Here is a 23,221-nt window from a genome sequence, read left to right as displayed (position 1 = left end):
TAAGGTTAGGATATTAAGTTTTTATTAATAAATGAATAAAGAAAGCACAAAGAAGCAAAATAGTTTACAATCAAAATAATACTTTTCAGCTTATCCTTACCTATACAGCGCGACTAAAGTTTTTATCCCCTTAATTTGAAATCCTTCAATCTCACTAAAAATCAATCATTTAAATTCTTTGATTATTCAAATATTATTCTTACCTTTGCAACGCCTTAGGCAATAGTGCCTATTGTATATAATATTTCATGAACCCATTTTTAGAACTGGGAATCCGTGAGGAAGTTGTTAATGCCATCTCAGAATTAGGTTTCGAAAAACCTTCTGAAATTCAGGAAAAAGCCATTCCTGTTTTATTGACTGGTAACGACGATTTTGTCGGATTAGCCCAAACTGGCACAGGAAAGACCGCGGCATTTGGTCTTCCATTATTAGAGCAATTAGACTTTTCTCAAAAACACCCACAGGCATTAATTCTTTGCCCAACTCGGGAATTATGTTTACAAATCTCAAAAGATTTAGAAAAATTTGCTAAATACGTTGACAACGTACATGTTGTTGCTGTATATGGAGGTGCAAATATCTCAGACCAGCTACGTCAAATCAGACGTGGAGTGCAAATTGTAGTAGCGACCCCGGGTCGTATGTTGGATATCATTGGCAGAAATGCAATTGATTTTTCAAATGTTAAGTATGTTGTATTAGATGAAGCGGATGAGATGCTCAATATGGGCTTCAAAGAAGACATCAACAACATTTTGTCAGAAACTCCTGACGAGAAAAAAACTTGGTTATTTTCGGCGACAATGCCTTCCGAGGTACGTCGTATTGCGAAGAATTATATGACCGATCCTGTTGAGCTTACTGTAGGTACAAAAAACACAGGTAACGCCAATATTGAACACCATTATTATTTGATCAAAGCAAAAGATAAATATGCTGCGTTCAAACGTATTGTGGATTCAAACCCTGATATCTTTGGTATCGTATTTTGTCGTACAAAAATCGAAACACAGGATATCGCTGAAGCGTTGATCAAAGATGGTTACAATGCAGATTCGTTGCACGGTGACTTGTCCCAACAACAACGTGATAAAGTAATGAAACGTTACCGTGACCGTAGTTTACAATTATTGATCGCAACAGACGTAGCAGCTCGTGGTATTGATGTAAGTGATGTAACTCACGTAATCAACTTCTCTTTACCTGATGAAACAGAAAACTATACACACCGTTCAGGCCGTACAGCCCGTGCAGGTAAAACTGGTATCTCTCTTTCATTGGTAAACGTAAAAGAGCTCAGCAAAATCCGTCATCTTGAAAAGATTATCGGTAAAGCTTTTGAGAAAAAACAAGTTCCTCAAGGCGCTGAAGTTTGCGAAAAACAATTGTTCTCTATCGTTAAGAAGATTGAAAACGTAGAAGTAAATGATGAACAAATCAGTCCATTCTTGCCTGCAATTATGGAGAACTTGGAATCTCTTTCAAAAGAAGATATTATCAAAAGATTTGCTTCTCTTGAATTTAACCGTTTCTTAGATTATTATAAAAATGCACCTGATTTAAATATCGAAGCCCGCGAAGGTTCTCGTGAAGATCGTGGTGACAGACGTGATGGTCGTTCTCGCGAAGGTTCGAAAGGTTATACACGTTTGTTTATGAACTTAGGTTCAGTAGATGAATTCTCTCGTGGAGACATGTTAGGCTTTATCTGTAACAATGCGAATATCTCAGGAAAATCTATCGGTAAAATTGACTTAAAAGGTGTGTTTACATTCTTTGAAGTTCAAGATGCTGAAGTAGAGAAAGTATTCCAAGGATTCCAAGGTGTGGATTACAACGGTCGTCAAGTACGTATCGAAGTATCTGGAGAAGCAAAAAGCGAAGGCCGTGGTGGTGATCGTGGAAGAAGTCGTGGTGGTGACCGTGGCGGAAGACGCGAAGGCGGATACCGTGGTGGTGATCGCAGCGGAAGACGTGAAGGCGGATATGGTGGCGGTGACCGTGGCGGAAGACGTGAAGGCGGATTCAGCAGCGAAAAACGCGACCGTGGTAGCAATGGCGGAGGTTTCCGTGATTTCTCAGGTAAACGTAAAGAATCTAAAAGCAAATACTAGATTTAGTATTTAGATAAACGTATAAAGACTCTGATTTGGGAAGCCCCGGCTTTGCAGATCAGAGTCTTTTTCATTTATAATCCCCCGACGGGTCCACAACCAGTTATACTCCTCCCCTTCTCGTCAGTTTCATGCACGATATTCCATTTCCCAACTGCTTTAATCTCCCCAAAAATCCGTAAATTAGCTCAATTATACGAACGGGATTTCCATCATGCTAACAGCAACACGATTATTTGATTTAGCCTATCTGCAACAAGAAACTGCGCCCGGCTTTCCTATGTTTTCCTACAAAAACGGAACAAATTGGGTAGCGGTAAGCAATACAGACTTTATCGAACAGGTCAATCAGGTATCCAAAGGTCTCATTGCATTAGGTGTTCAAGCAGGAGAAAAAGTTGCTTTAATCAGTGAAAACCGTATCGAATGGAATATTCTTGATTTTGCAATCCAGCAGATCGGCGCTGTTGTTGTCGCGATTTATCCGAATATTTCTGAATCAGACTACAGGTATATATTCAACCATGCTGAGATCAGAAATTGTATCGTAAGCTCCAGAAAATTATACACCAAAATCACTGCGATCAAAGACTCATGCCCGCTCCTGGAGCATATTTTCACCTTAGATAAAGAAGAGCATGTACCACATTGGCAGCATTTCATAGCTGAGGGCTCTTCCATCGCTGATGAGCAGCTTGAAACACTTCGAAATGCCGTCAATACCGATAACCTGGCTTCAATCATTTATACATCGGGGACAACCGGAAATCCAAAGGGAGTTATGCTAGCCCACCGAAATCTATTGGCCGATACCATGAGCAGTGAGTATTCCTTCCCTGTTGAACGCGGCGACCGTGCACTTTCCTTTCTACCCGTTTGCCATGCCTACGAACGTGTATTCCAATATGTCTATATGTATAAAGGCTTAACAATCTTTTTTGCCCAGTCGATGGATACCATTGGAGAAGATTTCAAATCAGTCCGACCACATATCTTTTCAGCCGTGCCCCGTGTACTTGAAAAAGTATATGAAAAAATTATTGCAACCGGTGAAAAGCTGACCGGATTCAAACGCAAGATATTCTTTTGGTCGCTTCGTATCGGTGAACAATATACATTGGATAACCGTTCCTGGTGGTATGACATTAAATTAAGTATTGCACGAAAATTAGTCTTTTCGAAATGGAGAGCGGCATTAGGCGGAGATATCAAAGGTATCGCATCGGGCAGTGCAGCTTTACAGGAAAGATTAATTCGACTATACATGGCTGCCGGAATACCGATATATGAAGGCTATGGTTTAACTGAAGCAGGCCCCTGTATTGCTGTAAACTGTTTTAAAAGAGGGATGAAAATCGGCACAGTCGGTCTGCCACTGATCAATATCGAAATCAGACTTGCCGATGATGGGGAGATTCTCACCAAAGGGGAAAACAATATGATTGGCTATTATAAAAATGAAGAAGCCACTGCTGAGGTCCTGAAAGACGGTTGGCTGTATACAGGTGATATTGGTCAATGGGTTGACGGCAAATTTCTTAAAATCATTGACCGTAAAAAAGAAATGTTTAAGACTTCCGGCGGAAAATACATTGTTCCACAACAGCTTGAGTCCAAAATTGCGGAATCTTCTCTGATTGAGCAAGTGATGGTAATTGGTGAGTCACAAAAATTCCCCGCAGCTCTTATTGTTCCAAACTATGCCAATCTGTTGGAATGGAGCAAAAACGCCACCCCTTCATTGGCAAAACTGTCGAAAATAGAATTTCTCAACAGCGCTGAAGTCAAACAACAGATTGAGTCCGAACTCAATCGCATCAATCAAAATTTTGGTAACTGGGAGCAGATCAAGAAATTTGCGATTATTCCGAACGAAATGACGATAGAGACTGGAGAATTAACCCCGACTTTAAAAATGAAGCGGAAAATCATTCTCCAGAAGTATGAAAAAGAGGTTGAGGCAATCTACAATACTTAACGAGATAGACAAGCAGATCTTAGGGGCAAACAACAAAGCATCTAAGACGTCAGTAACTGGGCCAGGTGTTTTTGTCCATGTATTGAAATAAGAATCAGTAAGATCAGTATAAAATCCCCCCCCTTGTTTAAGAATCAAATTGAAACTCAATAAGATCGGTATTCAAAAAAATAGCCTTTGTCAGAGACAAAAGCTATGTTATATCGTAGATTTTTTTTACGCTTACGACTTCTTCGGCAGACGTTGACGAATTGCCTCATAAATAACAACGGCGGCCGATACAGACACGTTAAGGGAACCTATTTCGCCATACATGGGTATCTTGGCAAGATTATCTGCAATACGGATTAAATCATTTGATACGCCGACATCTTCAGCCCCCATGATGACACAAGTCGGTGCAGTATAATCCACGTCATAGATGCTTGATGTTGTTTTTTCCGTACTAACAACCAATTGTACGCCTGAATCTATCAGAAATTTACCCACTTTAGAAAGGCTGTCGTGACGACAGACCGGGATTTTATACAGCGCACCAGCTGATGTTTTAATTGCATCCGGATTTATTTCAGCAGATCCTTTTTTAGGCACAATGATCGCATGCACACCTGAACATTCTGCCGTACGTGCAATAGCCCCCATATTACGGACGTCAGTCACCCCGTCTAACATCAAAAGCAAAGGAGTTTCACCTTTCTCATAGATCTGAGGTAAGAGATCTTCAATATTTTGATAAGTAATTGGCGATATCACCGCGATAACCCCCTGATGATTTTTCCGTGTAATACGGTTCAGTTTCTCAATAGGTACCTGCTGAAAAGCAATATCATGTTCTTTCAATAAGGACTTCAATTCCAGAATCAGACTACCGCTTAATCCGCGTTGTACAAATAACGATTCAATTTCTTTACCACTATCAATCGCCTCAATAACGGCACGGATACCGAATACCATCTGATTTACTTCACGTCTTTCGCCGTGATCGCGATCACGTCTCTGAAAATTTCCTTGCATCATAAAACTAAATATTACCTTCCAAATTGAAGAGATTGCAAAGGTACAAAAATTAGCTTAAACCTAAGTTGAACTCTTTACGCAAAGTATCTAAAAGCGGATTTTTGGTTACCATTGCCTGATACTTTTCCTGCGAAGTGTACGGTTTGCGGGAAACCGTAAATTCCATCATAACCCCTTGTAGATCGAGCGCAAAATTTTGCAGCTTGACGCGAAGATAATTCAATACATCCACTTTCGCGCTTTGCAATACATCCATCTGTACACCATTCTCGACATCTATCTCGATCAATGTGCCCTTCAAGCGAGGTTGCGTAGCCGTCATCATCGTATATAGATTGATTTTATTTTCTGTCTTCAACTGCTCAGCATAAGCATTCCAAATCGCAATAAATTGATTAAAGCTTACCTCACGTTGTTCGGTACCTCTTATTAATTCAGGTTCATCCCCCTCTTTGGCAACAGCGTTGTTGTCATAAATGGTGTTCAAATCCGGCAATGATGGAATAATCGCTGAAGCTGAGGATCCCCATCCCCCCTTTTTAACTTTTGGCGGCACATTTGAAACTGCCTCATTTTTAACCTCGGGCTTGACGGTTGAAGTCTGGGGATTGGAAACTGTTGTTGGCGGGTTGGGGACAGGCGCCTGAGTCGATACAGCTGGTGCTGATGTCCCATTTTGTCCTGTATTTCCAGAAGATGCTGCCGCAGAAGGACTTTCCTTTGCCTGCGAAACTACTGGCTCAGGGAGTTTTTTTTTTACTCCTTCAGCAGCTGAAGGAATCTGTACGGAACCAAGCTGACTTAATTTAATGGCACTTGCGATGTGACACATTTTTAACAAAGCAAGCTCTACCTGTAAGCGTTGGTTTTTGCTGGTCTTGTAATTTATTTCACACTGATTTGAAATATTCAATGCCGACAATAGAAGCCCCGAAGAAGCTTTTTGCGCTTGCTGTAGATATTTTTGACGTATACTATCGCTAACTTCCAATAGTTTTAACGTCGCGGGCTCTCGGGCCACCAACAGGTTACGGAAATGAGCCGACAAACCAGCAATGAAATGACTTCCGTCAAAGCCATGGTTCAAAATCTCATTAAATGTCAAAAGCGTTTGCGCAGCATCTTCAGCCAAGATCGAATCCGTTAGCTTAAAATAATAATCGTAATCCAGGATGTTCAGATTATCGATCACAGCTTGATAGGTTACGTTCTTATTTGAGAAACTGACAATTTGATCAAACATAGACAAGGCGTCACGGAGACCACCATCCGCCTTTTGTGCAATGATATGTAAACCATCTTGGTCATAAGCGATCGTCTCACGGTCAGCGATTCTCGCCAGATGACCTGCCATGTCCTCCACCTTTATACGATTGAAATCAAAGATCTGACAACGTGAAAGGATCGTCGGTAAAATCTTATGTTTCTCCGTTGTAGCCAAGATAAAAATCGCGTAGGAAGGCGGTTCTTCCAATGTTTTCAAAAATGCGTTGAAAGCAGCCTGCGAGAGCATATGCACCTCATCGATGATATAGATCTTATACTTTCCGGCCTGCGGTGGTATACGGACCTGATCAATGAGATTACGGATATCATCTACCGAGTTGTTGGATGCGGCATCAAGTTCATGAATACTGAACGAATTACCGTTTTGGAAGGATTTACAGCTGTCACATTCGCCACAAGGCTCAGTTCCGGGTAAGATCTGTTCGCAATTTATTGTTTTGGCCAAAATACGCGCGCAAGTAGTTTTACCAACACCCCGTGGACCACAGAATAAAAATGCCTGCGCCAACTGATTGTTGTGAATTGCATTTTTTAAGGTGCCTGTAATGTGTTGCTGACCTACAACCGAATCAAAGGTAATCGGGCGGTATTTACGTGCAGAAACAATAAAATTATCCATTGCACGAAGATACGGATTTTAAAAAAGAAAATGGAGAAACTAAAACCTAAAAATCGCAAGTCAGTAATTAATAGGGGTGTCCAACTTTCTGGGGTCACTTCAAAGTCGGACATCCCTATTTTTCTTTTTTGTTCGGTCCTTGCGATCTCCTTTCGAATTTTCAATTCTCAGGGGCAATCTACTTATTGAGCAGCTTCTTTATCTCATTGAGATAGATCATCTTTTATAAAAGCGTCTTCAACAGATTACTCAGGGCATCACCGTGGAGGTTTTTCGCGATGATTTTACCCTGAGGGTCAATTAAGAAATTCTGTGGAATCGCTTGTATCCCATACAATAGGGCTACTTCATTTTTCCAACCCGTCAGATCACTTACATGATGCCAGGGCAGTCCATCCTTTTCGATCGCTTTCAACCAATCCTCTTTTTTACCCGGACGATCCAAGGATAGCCCAAGAATCGTAAATTTCTTATCTTTAAACGCAGCATAAGCTTTGACTAAATTAGGATTATCTGCGCGGCAGGGTCCACACCAGGAAGCCCAAAAATCCAAAAGAACATATTGTCCTCTAAAATCGGCTAGTCTCACAGTCTTTCCGTTGACATCTGGCTGTGTAAAATCGGGGGCTATATTTCCAATTGCAAGCCGTTTTGCGATCTCAATTCCTTTTGCCAAAGCCAGTCCCTCTTTTCTGGATTTTAGGTCAGCGCTCAAAAGCTGGAATAAGGGGTTTACATAATTTACATCGATAGCGTAGCCAGCTAGCTCCTTCAACGCCAGCAAGCTAAAGTAAGAAGTAGGATTGGACTTTATATACTGTTCTTTGGCCTTGTCCTTGCGATGGTCAAGATCATTGATTGCCTGCAAAATAGCATTCAGTTCTTTTTGATCCGCACTTTCCTTTTGCTGATATAGCGTCGATCGCTTAGCGATCAACCCTTCCGTTTCAGCCTCCAGATTTTTCATATAGTCAGCATAGTGCGCGTAAGCTGTCTGAGTAGCACCACCCTTTATAACTGCATCCGCAATTTCATCTTTCAAGGTCACCACAGTTGCCCCCTGATCGACATAAAGGTTGACACGATCCATATACCTGTTCACTTTTCTTCCAAAAAATGGAGTTCCGTCAGGCGAATAATACAAATTAACCAGTGTAGGCTCGAGACAAAGGCCTGTATAAGTCGCCTGCCTATTTCCCAACATCACAGAATCCAATACCAATTGATTTTCCTTGAAATAGCGTACAAACACTTTGGCATTTTTATCGGTAGGCTTCTGAGAAACAATACGGATGCTAAAGCTATTTTCTTGGGCCTGTAGGGAACCTATTACCATACAAGCCATTAATGTTATTGTAGATAGAATTTTCATGTTTTAGATACTTTTTGCTCGCGCCAACAAAGCGTCGGCAAGTTTGATTATTTTAGACGTTTCAAGTTCTGCCAATGCTCTGGCCGCCTCCGCAGCTTTGACCGCTTCTTTTTTCTTTTTCAGCTGGATACAAATGTCCGCCAATGTCCCTTGATTGGAGTAATCATTCGGGTTCAGTTGCACGGCCTGTTTGGCCAAAACATAACATTGCCGCAGCTTTATGTTCTTTACTCCTTTCTCCGCATCTTTTGCAAAACGGCGCGCAATAAAGCTCAACCGCTGATCCTCCTCTTTCAGTACGCCTTTTCTAAGCTCATTCGTCACACGGACAAATTCTTCCGGTGTCCCTTGAATACCGACCCATTCCGCACGAAACAACGCAATTTCTATTTTGGCCTCAGCTCCTTTCAAACCGGAAAAATAGACCAGCCCTGCATCAAAATCAGCTTTTTTACCATCACGGATAAATCCGTACATTGCATAACGTATCAAGTATGTCTCCTTCGCTTCAAAATCTTCGGGTTTAGCAATGGATTTGAAATAGGCTTTATTCTCCAGAAAAAAACGTGCATATTTATCCTGATCTGATCTCGCCATCATTTTGATGACCTCCCAGCCATCCGGGCTTTTCAAAAAGTTATCGTTCGCAACGCCAGCCAAAGCCTTTCTTCCCTCTTCTGCCAAAGCTTGGTCGACATTATTCATGACCAATATATAGCGCAGCAAAAAATTTGGTTGACGATCACCAGCCAGGAAAGCTGCTTTCAATAGAGGAATCTGATATTCACGCATATTTGCGCGTTGGCCCTGCTCTAAAAACTCATTTGCTTCCATCTTCGATTGTGTTCGGTAAATCAACTCACCGTCGCCATTGATGAAGAGATAAGTAGGAAAGCTCCTAATCTGATAGTTTTTCGCAATTGCTATCCCTTCTCCCGCTTCGCTATCAAACTTTACATTGATAAACTTCGTATTGAAATACTGTACGACCTGACTTTGGTTGAAGACATTCCCCTCCATCCATTTACACGGAACACACCAAGAGGTATAGCCGTCCAAAAATATCAATTTGCCAGTTTCTTTGGCCTGTTTCTTCGCGTCCTCAAAACCGATTTTCTGAAAAGCGATATGATCTTGTGCACGTAGCGATAATATCCCTACAAACAGTAGTAATGCTGTGATAATTTTCTTCATTTTATTTTTTTTAACACATATTCCCCTATAATTATTACTTCGTTACCCGTTTAATTGGTCTCGTGGAGACATTAGGTGAATTATCAGCCGTATTCGCGGCTATATTATAATACCCATGCCAGCTTGGATTCGTATTGAAGTCAAAGGTATTGAACAGCTTTTTCCCGGCACTATTGGTCACCGTCGACGACAAATGATAAGATCCTGTCGCTGAAGAAATGTCCAGTACAGTCCCAGCATTGGCTTTTATCGCATTATTCACAGCTGTCAGATTTGCATCGACCAATTTCAGCTCATCTACGGCGGGGAGATACCAGCCCGCAGTCTTGCCGGCACCGGCTTTATATTCATACGCATACATAAATCCACTCGTGGCCGCATTCAGTCCCAAATTCTGTTCTTTATTGCGTTCGACCAGAGCCAATGTATTGCCATAACCATCCGTTGGATTCGGTGTAAAGAAAGCTGTTCCCACGGCACCGAAAGGTCTCGCCGTGTGTTCTAAAGCTATAATCTTGGCTTCTTTAACATTTGTGGAGTTTACCCAGAAAACAACACCTGTAGGTTTAAAATCCGCATCGTACACAAGATCACCTAACTCAAAAAACGTCTTTGGTGCAGCTAGACTATAAGGCAAAGATAATTCTGCTGTTTTCCCATTATACTGTGCCCGTAATTTAATCTCACCTTTTCTATTGACTGTAGTTGCCGCAAAGAAATCATTTGGTGCCTTTACCTTTAGGGTGTTTCCCGATAAGGTAACAGTCCAATCTGATGGAGCAGCCACAAGACTAAGCACAGCACCTTGGTTACAGCGGATTTCCGAGCTAAAAGGCTGCCCCTCGACCGCATCAAAGCGTTTCAGCTGTGAGGACAGGTAAATGTTGGTAGAAGCCGCATTTTTAGGATGGGTATTCATAAATTCCCACATTAATGGAGCAATATAATACCAGCTTACACCATGTCCTTCATCTAATATCGTATAGAATTCAATATCTGCCTTACCACCGTTCCATTTTCTGGTCATGTAAGACTTGTAGTTATCAATCTTCAACGTATCACTCACCGCTGCATCCGAAGCGAAATACCCACCGACCAAATTAGCCCATGCATTGATATTTTCTAATGCTGCCGAATGAACTACGATGTCATCATTCTTGCCATTGAATGCACGAATAGGAACTGCCCGTACAGGCAGATTCGATTCTACGAGCTTCATCTGCCCCGATACGGGTACGGCCGCAGCAAATACCTCGGAACGATAATAGGCCAGTACAAAAGAAAAGATCGCACCGCTAGACTGGCCACAGGTATAGATCCGGTTCTCATCCGCAAGAGGCGTATGCGTTTTAAAATAGTTTACCATGGCATCCACAAAAGGAAAATGATAATCTGAATTCTGCCAATTTACAGCAGCGCCGGTATCCTCCCCGGCAGGAAAAACAATAATACAATTTTCGCGGATAGCCAATTGTGCCAATGGGTCACTCATGGATACACCCGCAATCGGATCCGATCCTGTACCATAGCTCCCATGAAAATTAAATATCAGGGAAATCGGCTTTGATTTGACTATTGATACCGGCATAAAGTACTTAAACCTGCGTTCCGTTTCCTTCCCGTTATAGGTCACCTTTAATTTAACCAGCTGTACCCCCGGCGTCAGTTCCCCCTCGACGGCTCCAGGCCCTGTTCCATCTTTATCGTAGTCATCTACATTGACCTCTTTTTTATTTTGCGATAAATATAGGCTTGTATCTTTGACACAGGCCGAAAAGCTAAAAAGAGATAATAATAGAAACGAAAAATATATTTCCTTAAAAATCTTCTTCATGACATCATCTTTATTAAATATTATCTAACTCTGTTACACCGCCATTGGATCTACCATCGCGCCAATGTGTCTGATACTTAATCTTGACATCGACCGGTATTCCGGACACACCTTCGTATTTCTCTTTTAAGGTCAGCCCTAAGCTCGTTTTATCAAGATCAAACCGTAAAATATCACCTTTATTGGCATCACCATTGCCATCTTTATCTGCACCATAGCGCGATACGCCCAAGAGCAAAGTTTTCTCGGTGCGCGATACGGTCATACTGGTAATCACCGCATCCTCCGTATAACCTAGTGAAGAGAGTGAAAGTGCAACATGTCCCGAATTAGGCACCATATTGGATGTCACATCCAAAATATTATACTTATACAATTTGTTACCAGCTGTGAAGAATACATAAGGTGAAGTTTTCATATTGTAAAACTTACTTTGATCATTTGCGACGCCACCGCTTACTTCACCTACTAAGCTGTATTTATTACCCGATTTGCCCAATAACAAAAATTTCAAGGCATTCGCGGAAGCTTTCAATACTGCAAACGAGGTTCCTGTTTGACTTGTAGCAGACCCATAGAGAAGATCATGACCGGGAAAAGCTTTTAGTTCCGTCGTTGGTATAGCATAGCTACTGCCATAACTAGCATATGTAAAACGGCCAAAAACACGATCAAATAACATAAAATTACCTAAGGTATAACCGTGATGGAATAAGTTCCCATTGGGGGTTGGTGTCATCGTATCAAAATACCCAAATGGTGAAAAATAGCCTGTGGGACCATAAGCGCTCTTGCGGTTGTAGGAGAAACTCGTTGTAAAAGGCGGCGGAGCCAAATTCGCAAAATATAATGCGCCACCGGAAATCAATTGAAAGTGTATGCTCTGATGGAAATTGCTTCCATAAGGATTATTACGCCACATCTCCACTCCCTGTGCCATAAACTCCGGTTTGTAGCCGCTAATATCCGGAGCGGGATAAGATGCTGAACGGGTATAAGCTTCTCCTTCCAATATGGGAACAACATTGGGTTCCAATGTGCTCTTATCTACAAGAACTAGACGATCGTCTGCTAATACCAGAACTCTACCAAACTGATTGGCAAATGGAGCAATGTTTGTCAACGCAACCTGAGAGGTCGGTTCCACCATCAAAAAATCCAACCGTTGCGGATTTACCCCCAAAGGTTTTCCAAATCGAGACTCATAATAGTTGATTGCCCAATTAGCTGGTTTATCCAAACGCAAGTAGGACAATTCCGCTTTTCCCTTGGACTTACTCAATACCATGATCAAATTTCCGGCTGTGGAGGAGGAAACATTAAGGTCAAACCGAAAGTAACTTTTCACCTTGGTGGCTTTATCTTCCACAATAAAACGGGATATTTTGTTTCCGGGGGTCAACGCTACCTTGAAATTTAGGTTTAAACTATTAGAAACAATTGTATTATTTATATCCCAGCTATAGTTAAATTTGCTGGTATCACTATAATGTGTGCCCTGAAGTTGAGGTGTTATCTTCAAACTATCATCCATATCACGGGCATATTGTTTATCGATACCTGCGATGGTCAGTTCATTGATTTCCACATAATCCCCAGGGCCCGTACCCAAATCCTTATAACAGGAACCTAACATTGCGCTGAGGGTTAACATTAGAACTAGTTTATTATAAAATTTCATCATTTATGCTATCTATAGAGTTCTTAATTAGTCTTGCAACACCATCCTATCCATATAAATTCGAGCTCCGGTCTCATCATCAAAAGTTGGTACAGCATTCAAATACCTGGTCAATCCATTAAAATATTCCCGCCCTACATTGTTAATATCAAAATCACATTTATCTTTATTGGAGAATTTCGGATTGAAAGAAATCAATATTTTCCATTTTTTCGGATGATAGAATCCAAGGTAAGGGCCGCGCAGCTGATCGGTCCACCATATCGGTTGAGACAAATAATTATTGAGATATAGGTAGGTTCTCAACCCACCTTTCATCCCAAGATTAAAGTCATCCGTGGGTGTCAGATCTAAGGCAATCCTACGGTCTTCACGCGTTATAAAGCTGCTGTTTAAGTTTGATCTCAACACAACAATTTTTAGGGTATCCTTCATTCTACCAGCTCGAAAAGTTTGCGTGGGCGAAATCGGTTTATAATGTACCCCCTCAACGGCGGTTGTCGAGTCAGCTCCCACAGTAATGCCATAAGTACGGTCTTTATCCGCAGCTGAACCCAGAAATTCAACGACAATCCGTGCCGTGTCTTCTGTGATATCCGTTGCGGCCATGCCGAAAGAATAAACACTCCGGTCGACATAAGTCCTTGTTATTTTCTGCAAGATGGTATCTTCCTTATAATATCTAAATTGGATACGCGCCTTTTCTGTATATAAATTGTCTATCGATTGGTCACAAGATGAAAAATGAACCACTGCGACAAACAAAGACAGCAACATGATAATATATCTACGTTTCATATTATTCCATTTTAATTTCGGTTTCCTGTTTCAATTTCTTTTAATGGTATAGGGAATACGAATAGAATATTCGGCGTGCCCTGACTCCATCTTTTCACGGCGTACCATAGCTGACCTTCACCCAAGAATTCCCGTTGCGACTCCCGCATAATATATTCCTTAGTCAGATATGACCAGTGCGCATTGTTCCGGATACGATGATCGCGTAATTGATTGATATATGATTGGGCCTGTTGATCATCTTTTCCGAGGTAACATTCGGCCAGTATTAAATACATCTCAGAAAGTTTGATCATGGGCATTTTGGGGAAGAACTTATCTTTATTATCCACCTTATATTTGATAAAGGAACCGTCTGTGGTCGAGAACCATTTGATATAACGGATATCATCATTATTTGCCTCATACAGTTGCGCTACATTTGCGAAAGGCAAGAAAGCTAGGGTTGTGGTGCCTTTGTCATCGGTATGGGAATAGTGAATTTCGGTCGTAAAATCGGAAAGCTTTTTGTTTCGCAATGAAAAAATATGCTCATCTGAGAACAGCATATCAATTTCCTTTTCCGATTTGTCCACACTGGCAAAATCCAAAAGTCTAAATCTTTGGGATTCTACGACCTCCTTCGCATATCTGATCGCATTATTTTTATCCCCACGCATTAGACTTACACGGGCCAACAATGCTTTGACTCCATATAGATTAAAGCGGGCGACATATTTGTCGGCCTCGTTTTTATTGATCATTTCATAAGGCTTTACTTGTGTGATCGGATCGTTTGCCAGGTATTTTTCCGCGGTTTTAAGATCGTCAATGACCAATTGTACATTTTCCTCCACCGTATAAACCGGTGGCAATGAAACTCCAAACACCAAATTATATGGAATTCCTGATGCTTTTGGTGAAGCGACGACATCTGGACAGAACATACGTATCAGATCACAGTGAAGGTAGGCTCTGAGCGCGTACGCTTCACCCAATATCTGATTTTTCATATCAGGACTTAATACGCTTACATCTTTATCGGCCCATGCAATAATATTATTGGCTCCGCCGATGGCGCTGTACAATTGGTTCCAGATTTTTGCAATAATTACCTGTGAGCCTGCATCTTTATAATCATAGGCCCGAAGTTTAGCATATCTAGCGGCAACATTATTGGTACCATAATAGTCTCCCATTAAATCCATCACCTCCATGCTTAGCTTTTTTCCATAGAGGCTGGAATCGGCCATTTGGCTATATACACCTGCCAAGGCTTCCTGGTAGCCCTGTGGTGTACTGAAAAGTTTCTCCTGCGTCACTTTATCGGCCAATTCTACATCCAGCCATTTATTACAGGCTGACAAAAAGAATAAAGAGCCCAGGAGTAATACAAGTTTTAGTTTCATCAGAATAAATTGTTTATTCATATCTATTTCTTTAGAATGTCAGATTAAGTGCCAGCGAAAAGGTCTGCGCATAGGGATAGATTGTTCCTCGTTCCATTTTTACTGTGGAAAAACGAAACAGATCGTTACTAGTCAGCATAATGCGGGCACGTTCCAGCTTTAGATTCGTCAATACATTGGCAGGTAGATCATAAGTCAACGTTAGGGTTTGTAATCTTAGGAAATCATTCCTTTGCACCAACCTTGTCGTTTGGTAAGGCGGTTCTGTATCATCGATACGTTTATACAGAGCAATGTCACCGGGGTTTTTCCAGCGCTCGTAAAGTACACGTCGGTCTGCGTTAAAAAGAGGATTGGACCCTTCAACCTTTTGCGCCAATGTTGAATTATAAATCTTTCCACCATATTCATAGGCCAAGATGAAATATAAATTGAATCCTTTATACAGTAGATTGGACTGAAAGGTTCCCATCCATGTAGGGTTCATATCCCCTACAATAATTTTATCTTTCGGATCATAATCGAAAGTCAGGTCACCGTTTAATTTCCGGTAGATTTCATTACCGGTCATTGGGTCAATGCCCAGCGATTCGACTACCATCAATGCGCTCTGCGATCGCCCAGCTTGGTAAGTACGCAATGGCTTAGGTCCGGTAACATTATCTTTCTTACCAGCCTCCTCATTCATTGCCTCTAAAGCATTAGAGAGGTGCTTGATTTTGTTTTTGTTTGTCGCTGCCCCCAATGTAAAATTCCAATTGACTGGATTTTTTCCACGAAGGACGTTAAAGCGTAAACGCATATCCATCCCCCTATTTTCCATAGAACCTAGGTTTTCGGTATAACTCAAAAATCCGGTCGAGGGTGCAATATCAATTGGCAACAACAAATTTTGGGTCTGTTTGATATAGGCATCAATATTTAAAACGAGCAGGTTTTTGAACATTGTCAAATCTGCACCGATATTATTTTGCAGTGTATTTTGCCATTTCAATGCAGGGTTACCGTACCCTAGTAATCGAGCACCATAATATCCATTGTATTCATATAGCGGATCATAGCCATACTTGGTCAATGCCTGATCTGCCGAAAAATTAACAGATCCGGTACTACCAACTGAAGCCCGGACCTTCAGGGTCGCATCACTATCCCACCACTTTTCACGATCCGCATTCCACGCAACACCGGCGGACCAGAAAGGTGCGAAACGCGATTCCCGTCCAAAACGGCTGGAACCGTCCGTACGAAAGGAAAGGTCGACAAAATAACGATTTTCATAACCTACATTGGCATTAAGGAAAAAACCGATCATCTTTGACTTGTCAAAATAACCCTTAGGGCTAGTATTTTCCTTAAACTGCTGTGCATATTGGATAAAGTTCATATTATCGCTCAAAAATCCGGTCGCTGTGTATCCCTCTCCAACGGCAGAAGTCGTTACCGCATTCGCGCCAACACCGATATTCGTGGTAATTTTATCCCTGAATATCTTATTATATGAAGCAGTAACAGTACCATCAAAATTCAGATCATCCTGGTCATAAATCTCATAACTGCCCTTTTTATCCGATTCGGTCTCCCGATCGAATTTGGAAGAGAACGGCGAGATATACTTTTCAGCCTTAGCCAATTTTTTGCTTAAAGAAGCCCGTCCTGTAACCCGGAAATTAGGGTTAATTCGCCAATCCATATTGAAATTGTCCTGAATTTCCGTGTAGCGATTGAAATCTTTATTGGGCAAGAAAGCGTCGAGCATGGGATTCAAGGTGCTATTAAATTCATAAAAACGAATGACATCCCCCGTCTGCCTGTCGTAAATGCGGTCAATAGGATTTTGTTTGGCATAGGAATCAAAAGTCCCATAAGGAGAATTGAAACCTTTTACATTATTGACAGAAACATCGTTTCGGATTAAAAAATCTTTTCTTGGGTAGTAATTGAAGCTGACATTGATACCATAACGATCACGGCCAGATTCCTTCATCACCCCTTTATCTTTATCGTAATTCAAATTGACACCATAACGGAAACTTCGGTCCCCCCCTTCAACAAAAGCATTGTAGCGTTGATTGACACTGGTTGTAAGAGGCTTAGATAACCAATAGGTGTCCACCCCCCTTTCAACTTCCGCCAGTCTATCACTATATTTAAGATCTAGGAGAATCTGTTCTTCACGGCTATTGGTCCTACTGGTATACAAACCGGCCAATCGTTCATATTCAAGTTTCTCACCGGCATTCATCAGATTGTAGTCCCGCAGATCGGGAACAGACACATTAGCAGTCGTATTGAAAGACACCCGTACAGCGCCTTCCTTGGGTGGTATAGTCGTGATCAGAATAACCCCATTGGCACCTCTTGACCCATATAAGGAAGTAGCAGATGCATCCCGCAAAATCACGAAGGACTCAATACGATTCATGTCCAGGTCGTAGATTCGCGTTGCAGACACTTCGATACCGTCGAGCAAATATAAAGGGCCATTCGGATTGCTTCGTGAATCATCCGCACTGGAACGTAAATCAAATCCATTTTCTCCCCTTATGGTGATTTCAGGAACACGGTTCGGATCTGAGCCAAACTCCAGATTTGGTGCCATGCGCACTGAAGGATCAAATGCATTGAGCGCCTGCATCAGGTTCAGCGACCCTACTTTTCTCAGATCCTCGCCGGATACAACGACCTGAGACCCCGTTACACTTTGTTTCGTCCGGCTAAAATAGCCCGTTACAACAACATCACTCAATTGCTCATGCGACGATTGCAACTTGATCTCATAGGCTCCGGATTTAGCCGTTAACACCTGGACATGTTTTTTATAGCCGACAAAACTGAACGTAGCTTCCTTTCCGTCTACCGATACAGGAAGCTTAAACTCACCTTTTGCATCAGTAGTAAAAGAGAGATCCTTACTAAATACAATGGAAACACCCGTCAGCGGTTTTCCCTTATCGTCTGTAACCTTTCCCCGAATACCTCTTTGGATAGGCGTTTCTTTGGTATCAATGCTCCGTTCATGCTTTGGCAACAGAACAATTGTATTTTCTTCAATTCTATAATTAAATCCTTTTGCTGCCAATATTTCCTCCATGGCCTTAGACAGGGGAGCATTGTTCAGATCAACAGAAATACTACTTTCTACATCCAACATTTTGGAGTTGTAGAGAAAGCCATATCCTGTCTGTTTGGTTACTGTTCGCAGGGCATCCTTTATTTTCACCCGCTGTCCTTTAAGTGTCACCTGCTGCGAATAAACAGAAGCGCTTAGGTGCAACAGCGGAACAAAGGTCAAAACTCCAGTTAATTTCATAATTCTCCAGACTTTTTGCGTCCTCAGGCGATTGATATCCGACATATCGCTCGGAGAGGACAAATGAATACGGCAAAGCCACCTTGCAAAAGGCGCTTTTTTATCCGAATAGATTTGCATACTTTTGGTTAAGAGTTAGTTAATGAACACTATAAATTCTGTAGAGGCTAGCTCCAATTTTAGTCCCGATTGCCGTCGGGACTTTTCTTTACTTTTCTGTAGATAAATCTTTTACATATTTTTTTCTGTTTAGGTTATTTGACATAATTGTTGTTAGTTTCTATTACTCTTCGCTTGGGAAACGATTACTTTTCTTCCATTTATTTTAAATTCCAATTGCTGCGAGGCACCCAAAATATTCAGGACTTCCTGTATGCTTTTCTTCTTTGGAATCATTGCGTCAAAAACACAGTTGCTATAATCCCCTTTTTCAAAAGAGAATTCGATATCATACCAGCGCGCCAGAACCTGCATAATTTCGGCGATATTATTGTTATCAAAACAAAACATGCCTTCTTTCCATGACAGCAGGTTCTCTGGGTCCGGGATTCGACCAACCTGCAGTCCACCTTGGTTTTCTTGCCATACCGACATTTGCCCCGGAAGTAACTGCACTTGTTTTCCTCCGGCAATTACAGCAACACTACCTTCGAGCAAGCTGGTTTGTACAGCGTCATTTTCCGGATAGGCATTGATGTTAAAATGGGTGCCCAGCACTTTGACCGTTTGCTGTCTGGCATGGACCAAGAAAGGTTTTGTTGGATTTTTGGTTACCTCAAAGTAAACTTCGCCTGTAATGCTTACATCCCTTGTACGCTGAGCAAAAATTGCAGGAAAGCTGATGGAAGATTCAGCATTAAGCCAAACTTTGGTTCCATCCGAAAGTAAAACAGCGAACTGTCCACCTTTAGGGGTCCTGAGGGTACGTTCTGCAGATTTCGTATCAGTAGCAGGTAAATCTTGGGAACTAAATGTCATCATTCCACTGGTATCGGCAAAAACATAGCTGTTTTTTGCATCTGGTCCAATACTGCTATCCAAGTTAATTATCCGGCCGTCTTCCAGTTCCAGAATCGCTTTGTCTTGCCCCGGTGCAATAATTTCTTTTCGAGTGCTTGAAAAAATTCCGGCACCTTCCTGAATTCGCTCCAGACCAATCCAAAAGCCAGCGATTATAACTACAGCAGCTGCAGCAGACCAGCGGATATATAATTTACGTAGACGAACCTTCTCATTTCTGATACCATGTGCCAATACAGAAGATACCCGATTTAGAATCGCCTGCTGCTCTTCAGTTGTTTCCAGCGTTTCCTCCTTCTCAAGTTCCGCTAAAATCAATGCACGCAATAAGGCAGAATCTTCTTCCAGCTTAAAAAAATCCAGTAAATGCAAGAGTTCGCCTTCAGAAGCTTTTCCTGTAAGATACTGGTTGAATAATTCCTTTAGATTCGTTTTTTCTTTCAATTGATTAGGTCCTTTAATAGCTAATACGGACTGCTATTAAAAAGTACCTAATAGAAAGTTAACTTTTTTTTAATATAAAATGAATTGACCTCAATCTAGTAAAGTCCACATTCAGTAACTGCGCCATAATATGGTAAAGGCAATTGCGATCCAATGGCCCAAAAAGGGGAATTCTTTTTTTAAAACAGCGTTTGCTTTCGTCAAGTGGTTATTGATCGTTGATTTGCTAATACCCATTAGCTCTGCTATTTCAGCGTAGCTTTTACCTTCCAATTTAAACAGTACATATACTTGCCTACACTGCTGAGGCAGCTTATTGATCGCTTGCATTAGGCGTTCTTCGGTCTGTTTGAAGATAATGTCCTCCTCTACATGTCCGTACAATTCCGAATAGCCCTGTACAAACTCATCTCTATACCGCTCATTGATACTCAATTTCCGAAAGTGATCATACACAAGGTTCTGCGCAATGGCAAACAGATAGCCTTTAAAAGGTCTATCAATATCTATCTGCGCCCTTTTTTCCCAAATTCGGAAAAAGAGATCCTGTAAAATTTCTTCGGCAACATGCTCACTTCCCAATAAACGAATCAGTCTGCCCAATATCTTGGGGCTATAGATTTTATAGAGCGCATCGAAAGCATGATAGTCTCCTTTCTTCAAAAGCGTTAATTGCTCCCGTTCTTCCATATCACAACTAAGGCTATTTCTGCTTAACATTCGCATTTTTACATAGGTTCCAAAATGGATGAAAATAACATACCCACAAACATTTGGTTTTCAAACTTAGATAAATTTGCTTTTATATACAATATCTAATTACATTGTAGATTAAACAAATCGAACGATGAAACAGGGTATAATTATTTAGGAGGTGCCCCCAATAGAACTATCGCATCTTCAATGTATTGATATTTACTTTTATTTTTGTAGCGAAACTTTAATATTGATCGTTATATTACTATCAAAGTAATTAAAACCAAATTATGAAGCAAAAAACAACCTTATTTTACACCATTTTATTGAGTATTTTTTTATTTTCCGGATGCAAAAAAGAAGACAGCTATGAAGAACTCACCAGTCTAGCAGATGATAAAATTCAGCAAGCCGTTAAACTAACTGAAAATCTTTCTTGCAATGATCTGAAGGAATGCCGTATTGACACACTCTATTACACCTATGTACCCGTACATCCGAGCTTCGAGCAAGCCTATAATAAATTACTTGCCGAGGCCGCAGATCTTAAAGAAAGAGCACAGAAAGTATATAAAGGGCCGATTGTGTACAACACTAGTGTAGCCCCTAATTATCTTCCACCCCATTTTGGGATACGTTGCATCGCCGGTAAACTGAAAGTCGCTTCGGCTAGAGATCTGGAATTATCTGAAATCAATCAACTATTGGCGGATCTGCTCCCCAAATTGCAGACCTTTTTTGATGACGTTCCCTGCAACGATCCAAGTAAATGGCACATTGCTACCTTGCGCAAAGAATGTGAATTTATCCCCATACTATATACCGATAAACAAAACTTCGCTGAGTTTGGAAATATGGCAGAACAATATAATCATTTGTACAGTGCCAAAAGAATACAGGACAAGAGCTTGAATTGTTCAGACAAAAATGACAAGCCAGCTAAAGGTGTTATCTGTGAAAATGGCAAGCCCAAGATTACTTATTAATTTCTCTTAAAAGATTATAGGGCTAGCAATAGCCAAAAGACTTATCGTGGCAAGAAAATGCGAGACTTTAGGGATCTGATCAAATAATAGCATGCAAAAGCCTTCTAAGCTTATGATAGCGGTTAAAAACTATCTGGAGGAGGGCACAAAATAGCCCATGTAATTTTTCACAAAAAAGTACATGGGCCAGTTTTATTATTTAGCTACGGTAACAACGATATCGTCGACAAAAATACGGTTAACAGTAGCGGGCCAATTACCAGCACGCTGATCAAAAGCGCCTCCCAATAACCAAATTTGAGTCTCCGCAGTAGCTCCCGTAACAACAAAAGAATAAGTCGCCTCTGGAGCTTGCCATGCAGCTCTGCACGATTCTAGATTCGAATTAGGAGTAGCTACGTTCATCACGTTAAATTGGCTCACACTGACCGTTCCCGGTCCTTTGACACCAACATTGAGTAGATAATGATCACCGGTAGCATATCGCACGGCTTTGAAGGTAACCAATAGATTTTTCGTACGCTGTACATTGCCCAGCTTCGGTGAAATTAGATCGCCGCCATAATTTGTACGCCCTAATTTAATAAAACCTGGTCTTGCGTAAATCGATGCGTAATTACCTCCACCTTCCGTCGTATTGATCGTACTGGTCCAACCCTTGTCCAGCTCTTCGGCACTCCACGAGGCAATCCTTGTTTCGCCTGAAGTCACATTAAAAATTTCACTTCCATAGGTTAGCCAGTTAAAGTCTTCTTTGAGAACAACATCACCCTCCACCTGCAGTTTCACGCCTTTCTGATATACAGTAAGCGGAGATGCCTGTTGCACGTCGTCTAAAAATAACAATAGATTTGCTGTACGCTCAATGTCGGCATTTTTATCTATGGTAATTGTTATTGGGGTATCGCCCTCACCTTCCATAGGAGCAACCTTCACCCATTCAGATTCATCTTCCAAGGCAACTTTCCATTTTCCTGTAGAGCGGAGAATATACTGTCCAGTCATACCGGCTTCCAGAACTTCCAGGCGGTTGGATAAGCCATCTATTTTTAAATAGGGATTTTTCACTTGTCCTTGATCTGTGAACCCCGCCTGTTCTACCTTCAACACATTATTTTGTAATTTTCCATTTAAAGTAAAAAACAATGTCAGTTCGCGTGCTTCCGGATCGGTATTTTTGTTGACGGTAACGGTAAATGTTCCATTTCCATTTCCCTCCATTGGATCAATTTTAAGCCAATTTTCTTTTCGGAGGGGTTCAACTTTCCATTTGCCACTCGCCTGAACAGTGTAGGTTTCAGATACCCCATTAGCTGCCGCTTCCAATTTTGATGGATTATCTTTTAACGCAAAAGCACCATCTACCTCAAGATCATCTTTACAGGATGTCAGTATCATTATCAAACTAAGGCAAAAGACAAATATTGATTTTGGAAGCGTATCCAATTTGTAATAGTTAATCGTATTCATGGATTCCATA

At 41.3% G+C, this 23,221-nt stretch carries 15 protein-coding genes; 3 read left to right on the top strand and 12 right to left on the bottom strand.

Annotation, left to right across the window (positions count from 1 at the left end):
• Nucleotides 1-248: 248 nt before the first annotated feature.
• Nucleotides 249-2,117 carry a DEAD/DEAH box helicase gene (locus DCO56_RS21260; protein ID WP_108635749.1) on the top strand — a complete coding sequence of 623 codons (1,869 nt, stop codon included), beginning with the start codon at nucleotides 249-251 and terminating at the stop codon, nucleotides 2,115-2,117.
• Between the two features lie 214 nt (nucleotides 2,118-2,331).
• Nucleotides 2,332-4,095, top strand: a complete 1,764-nt coding sequence (locus tag DCO56_RS21255) for an AMP-dependent synthetase/ligase (RefSeq protein WP_108635748.1) — start codon at nucleotides 2,332-2,334, stop codon at nucleotides 4,093-4,095.
• A gap of 222 nt (nucleotides 4,096-4,317) precedes the next feature.
• On the opposite strand, the gene rlmB is transcribed toward DCO56_RS21255, so the two are convergent.
• The 11 genes from rlmB to DCO56_RS21200 all read right to left on the bottom strand — a co-directional run bounded on the left by rlmB (nucleotide 4,318) and on the right by DCO56_RS21200 (nucleotide 20,779).
• Nucleotides 4,318-5,112, bottom strand: coding sequence for a 23S rRNA (guanosine(2251)-2'-O)-methyltransferase RlmB (rlmB, locus tag DCO56_RS21250; protein ID WP_376786623.1), 795 nt, complete (start codon nucleotides 5,110-5,112; stop codon nucleotides 4,318-4,320).
• A gap of 49 nt (nucleotides 5,113-5,161) precedes the next feature.
• A complete protein-coding gene (locus tag DCO56_RS21245; RefSeq protein WP_108635747.1) occupies nucleotides 5,162-7,018 on the bottom strand; it encodes a DNA polymerase III subunit gamma/tau in 1,857 nt (618 codons plus the stop codon).
• Nucleotides 7,019-7,241: 223 nt separating this feature from the next.
• Nucleotides 7,242-8,390 (bottom strand): TlpA disulfide reductase family protein, encoded by a 1,149-nt coding sequence (locus tag DCO56_RS21240; RefSeq protein ID WP_108635746.1) that lies wholly within the window; start codon nucleotides 8,388-8,390, stop codon nucleotides 7,242-7,244.
• Between the two features lie 3 nt (nucleotides 8,391-8,393).
• Nucleotides 8,394-9,584 carry a thioredoxin family protein gene (locus DCO56_RS21235; RefSeq protein WP_108635745.1) on the bottom strand — a complete coding sequence of 397 codons (1,191 nt, stop codon included), beginning with the start codon at nucleotides 9,582-9,584 and terminating at the stop codon, nucleotides 8,394-8,396.
• 34 nt (nucleotides 9,585-9,618) lie between these two features.
• Nucleotides 9,619-11,418: a CE1 family esterase gene (locus DCO56_RS21230; RefSeq protein ID WP_108635744.1), complete on the bottom strand. Its 1,800-nt coding sequence runs from the start codon at nucleotides 11,416-11,418 to the stop codon at nucleotides 9,619-9,621.
• Between the two features lie 13 nt (nucleotides 11,419-11,431).
• Nucleotides 11,432-13,072, bottom strand: a complete 1,641-nt coding sequence (locus DCO56_RS21225) for a PKD-like family lipoprotein (protein WP_181390636.1) — start codon at nucleotides 13,070-13,072, stop codon at nucleotides 11,432-11,434.
• A gap of 54 nt (nucleotides 13,073-13,126) precedes the next feature.
• Complete coding sequence (locus DCO56_RS21220) at nucleotides 13,127-13,897, bottom strand: DUF4843 domain-containing protein (RefSeq protein ID WP_108635742.1); 771 nt, start codon at nucleotides 13,895-13,897, stop codon at nucleotides 13,127-13,129.
• An 11-nt stretch (nucleotides 13,898-13,908) separates the two neighbouring features.
• Nucleotides 13,909-15,306, bottom strand: a complete 1,398-nt coding sequence (locus DCO56_RS21215) for a RagB/SusD family nutrient uptake outer membrane protein (protein ID WP_108635741.1) — start codon at nucleotides 15,304-15,306, stop codon at nucleotides 13,909-13,911.
• A gap of 10 nt (nucleotides 15,307-15,316) precedes the next feature.
• Nucleotides 15,317-18,595 carry a SusC/RagA family TonB-linked outer membrane protein gene (locus DCO56_RS21210; RefSeq protein ID WP_181390634.1) on the bottom strand — a complete coding sequence of 1,093 codons (3,279 nt, stop codon included), beginning with the start codon at nucleotides 18,593-18,595 and terminating at the stop codon, nucleotides 15,317-15,319.
• A 273-nt stretch (nucleotides 18,596-18,868) separates the two neighbouring features.
• Nucleotides 18,869-20,059 carry a FecR family protein gene (locus DCO56_RS21205; protein ID WP_108635739.1) on the bottom strand — a complete coding sequence of 397 codons (1,191 nt, stop codon included), beginning with the start codon at nucleotides 20,057-20,059 and terminating at the stop codon, nucleotides 18,869-18,871.
• Nucleotides 20,060-20,170: 111 nt separating this feature from the next.
• The gene (locus DCO56_RS21200; RefSeq protein ID WP_181390633.1) at nucleotides 20,171-20,779 is read right to left on the bottom strand and encodes an RNA polymerase sigma factor; all 609 of its coding nucleotides are present in this window, start codon (nucleotides 20,777-20,779) and stop codon (nucleotides 20,171-20,173) included.
• 266 nt (nucleotides 20,780-21,045) lie between these two features.
• Here DCO56_RS21200 and DCO56_RS21195 point away from each other — a divergent pair, with 266 nt between their 5' ends.
• The gene (locus tag DCO56_RS21195) at nucleotides 21,046-21,741 is read left to right on the top strand and encodes a hypothetical protein (RefSeq protein WP_108635737.1); all 696 of its coding nucleotides are present in this window, start codon (nucleotides 21,046-21,048) and stop codon (nucleotides 21,739-21,741) included.
• A gap of 195 nt (nucleotides 21,742-21,936) precedes the next feature.
• On the opposite strand, the gene DCO56_RS21190 is transcribed toward DCO56_RS21195, so the two are convergent.
• Complete coding sequence (locus DCO56_RS21190; protein ID WP_245935890.1) at nucleotides 21,937-23,211, bottom strand: BACON domain-containing protein; 1,275 nt, start codon at nucleotides 23,209-23,211, stop codon at nucleotides 21,937-21,939.
• Nucleotides 23,212-23,221 lie beyond the last annotated feature (10 nt).

The organism is Sphingobacterium athyrii, from assembly GCF_003071065.1.
Taxonomy (GTDB): Bacteria; Bacteroidota; Bacteroidia; order Sphingobacteriales; family Sphingobacteriaceae; genus Sphingobacterium; species Sphingobacterium athyrii.
Note: the sequence above shows the minus strand (reverse complement) of the source record. Positions and strands in the feature narration are given on the sequence as shown.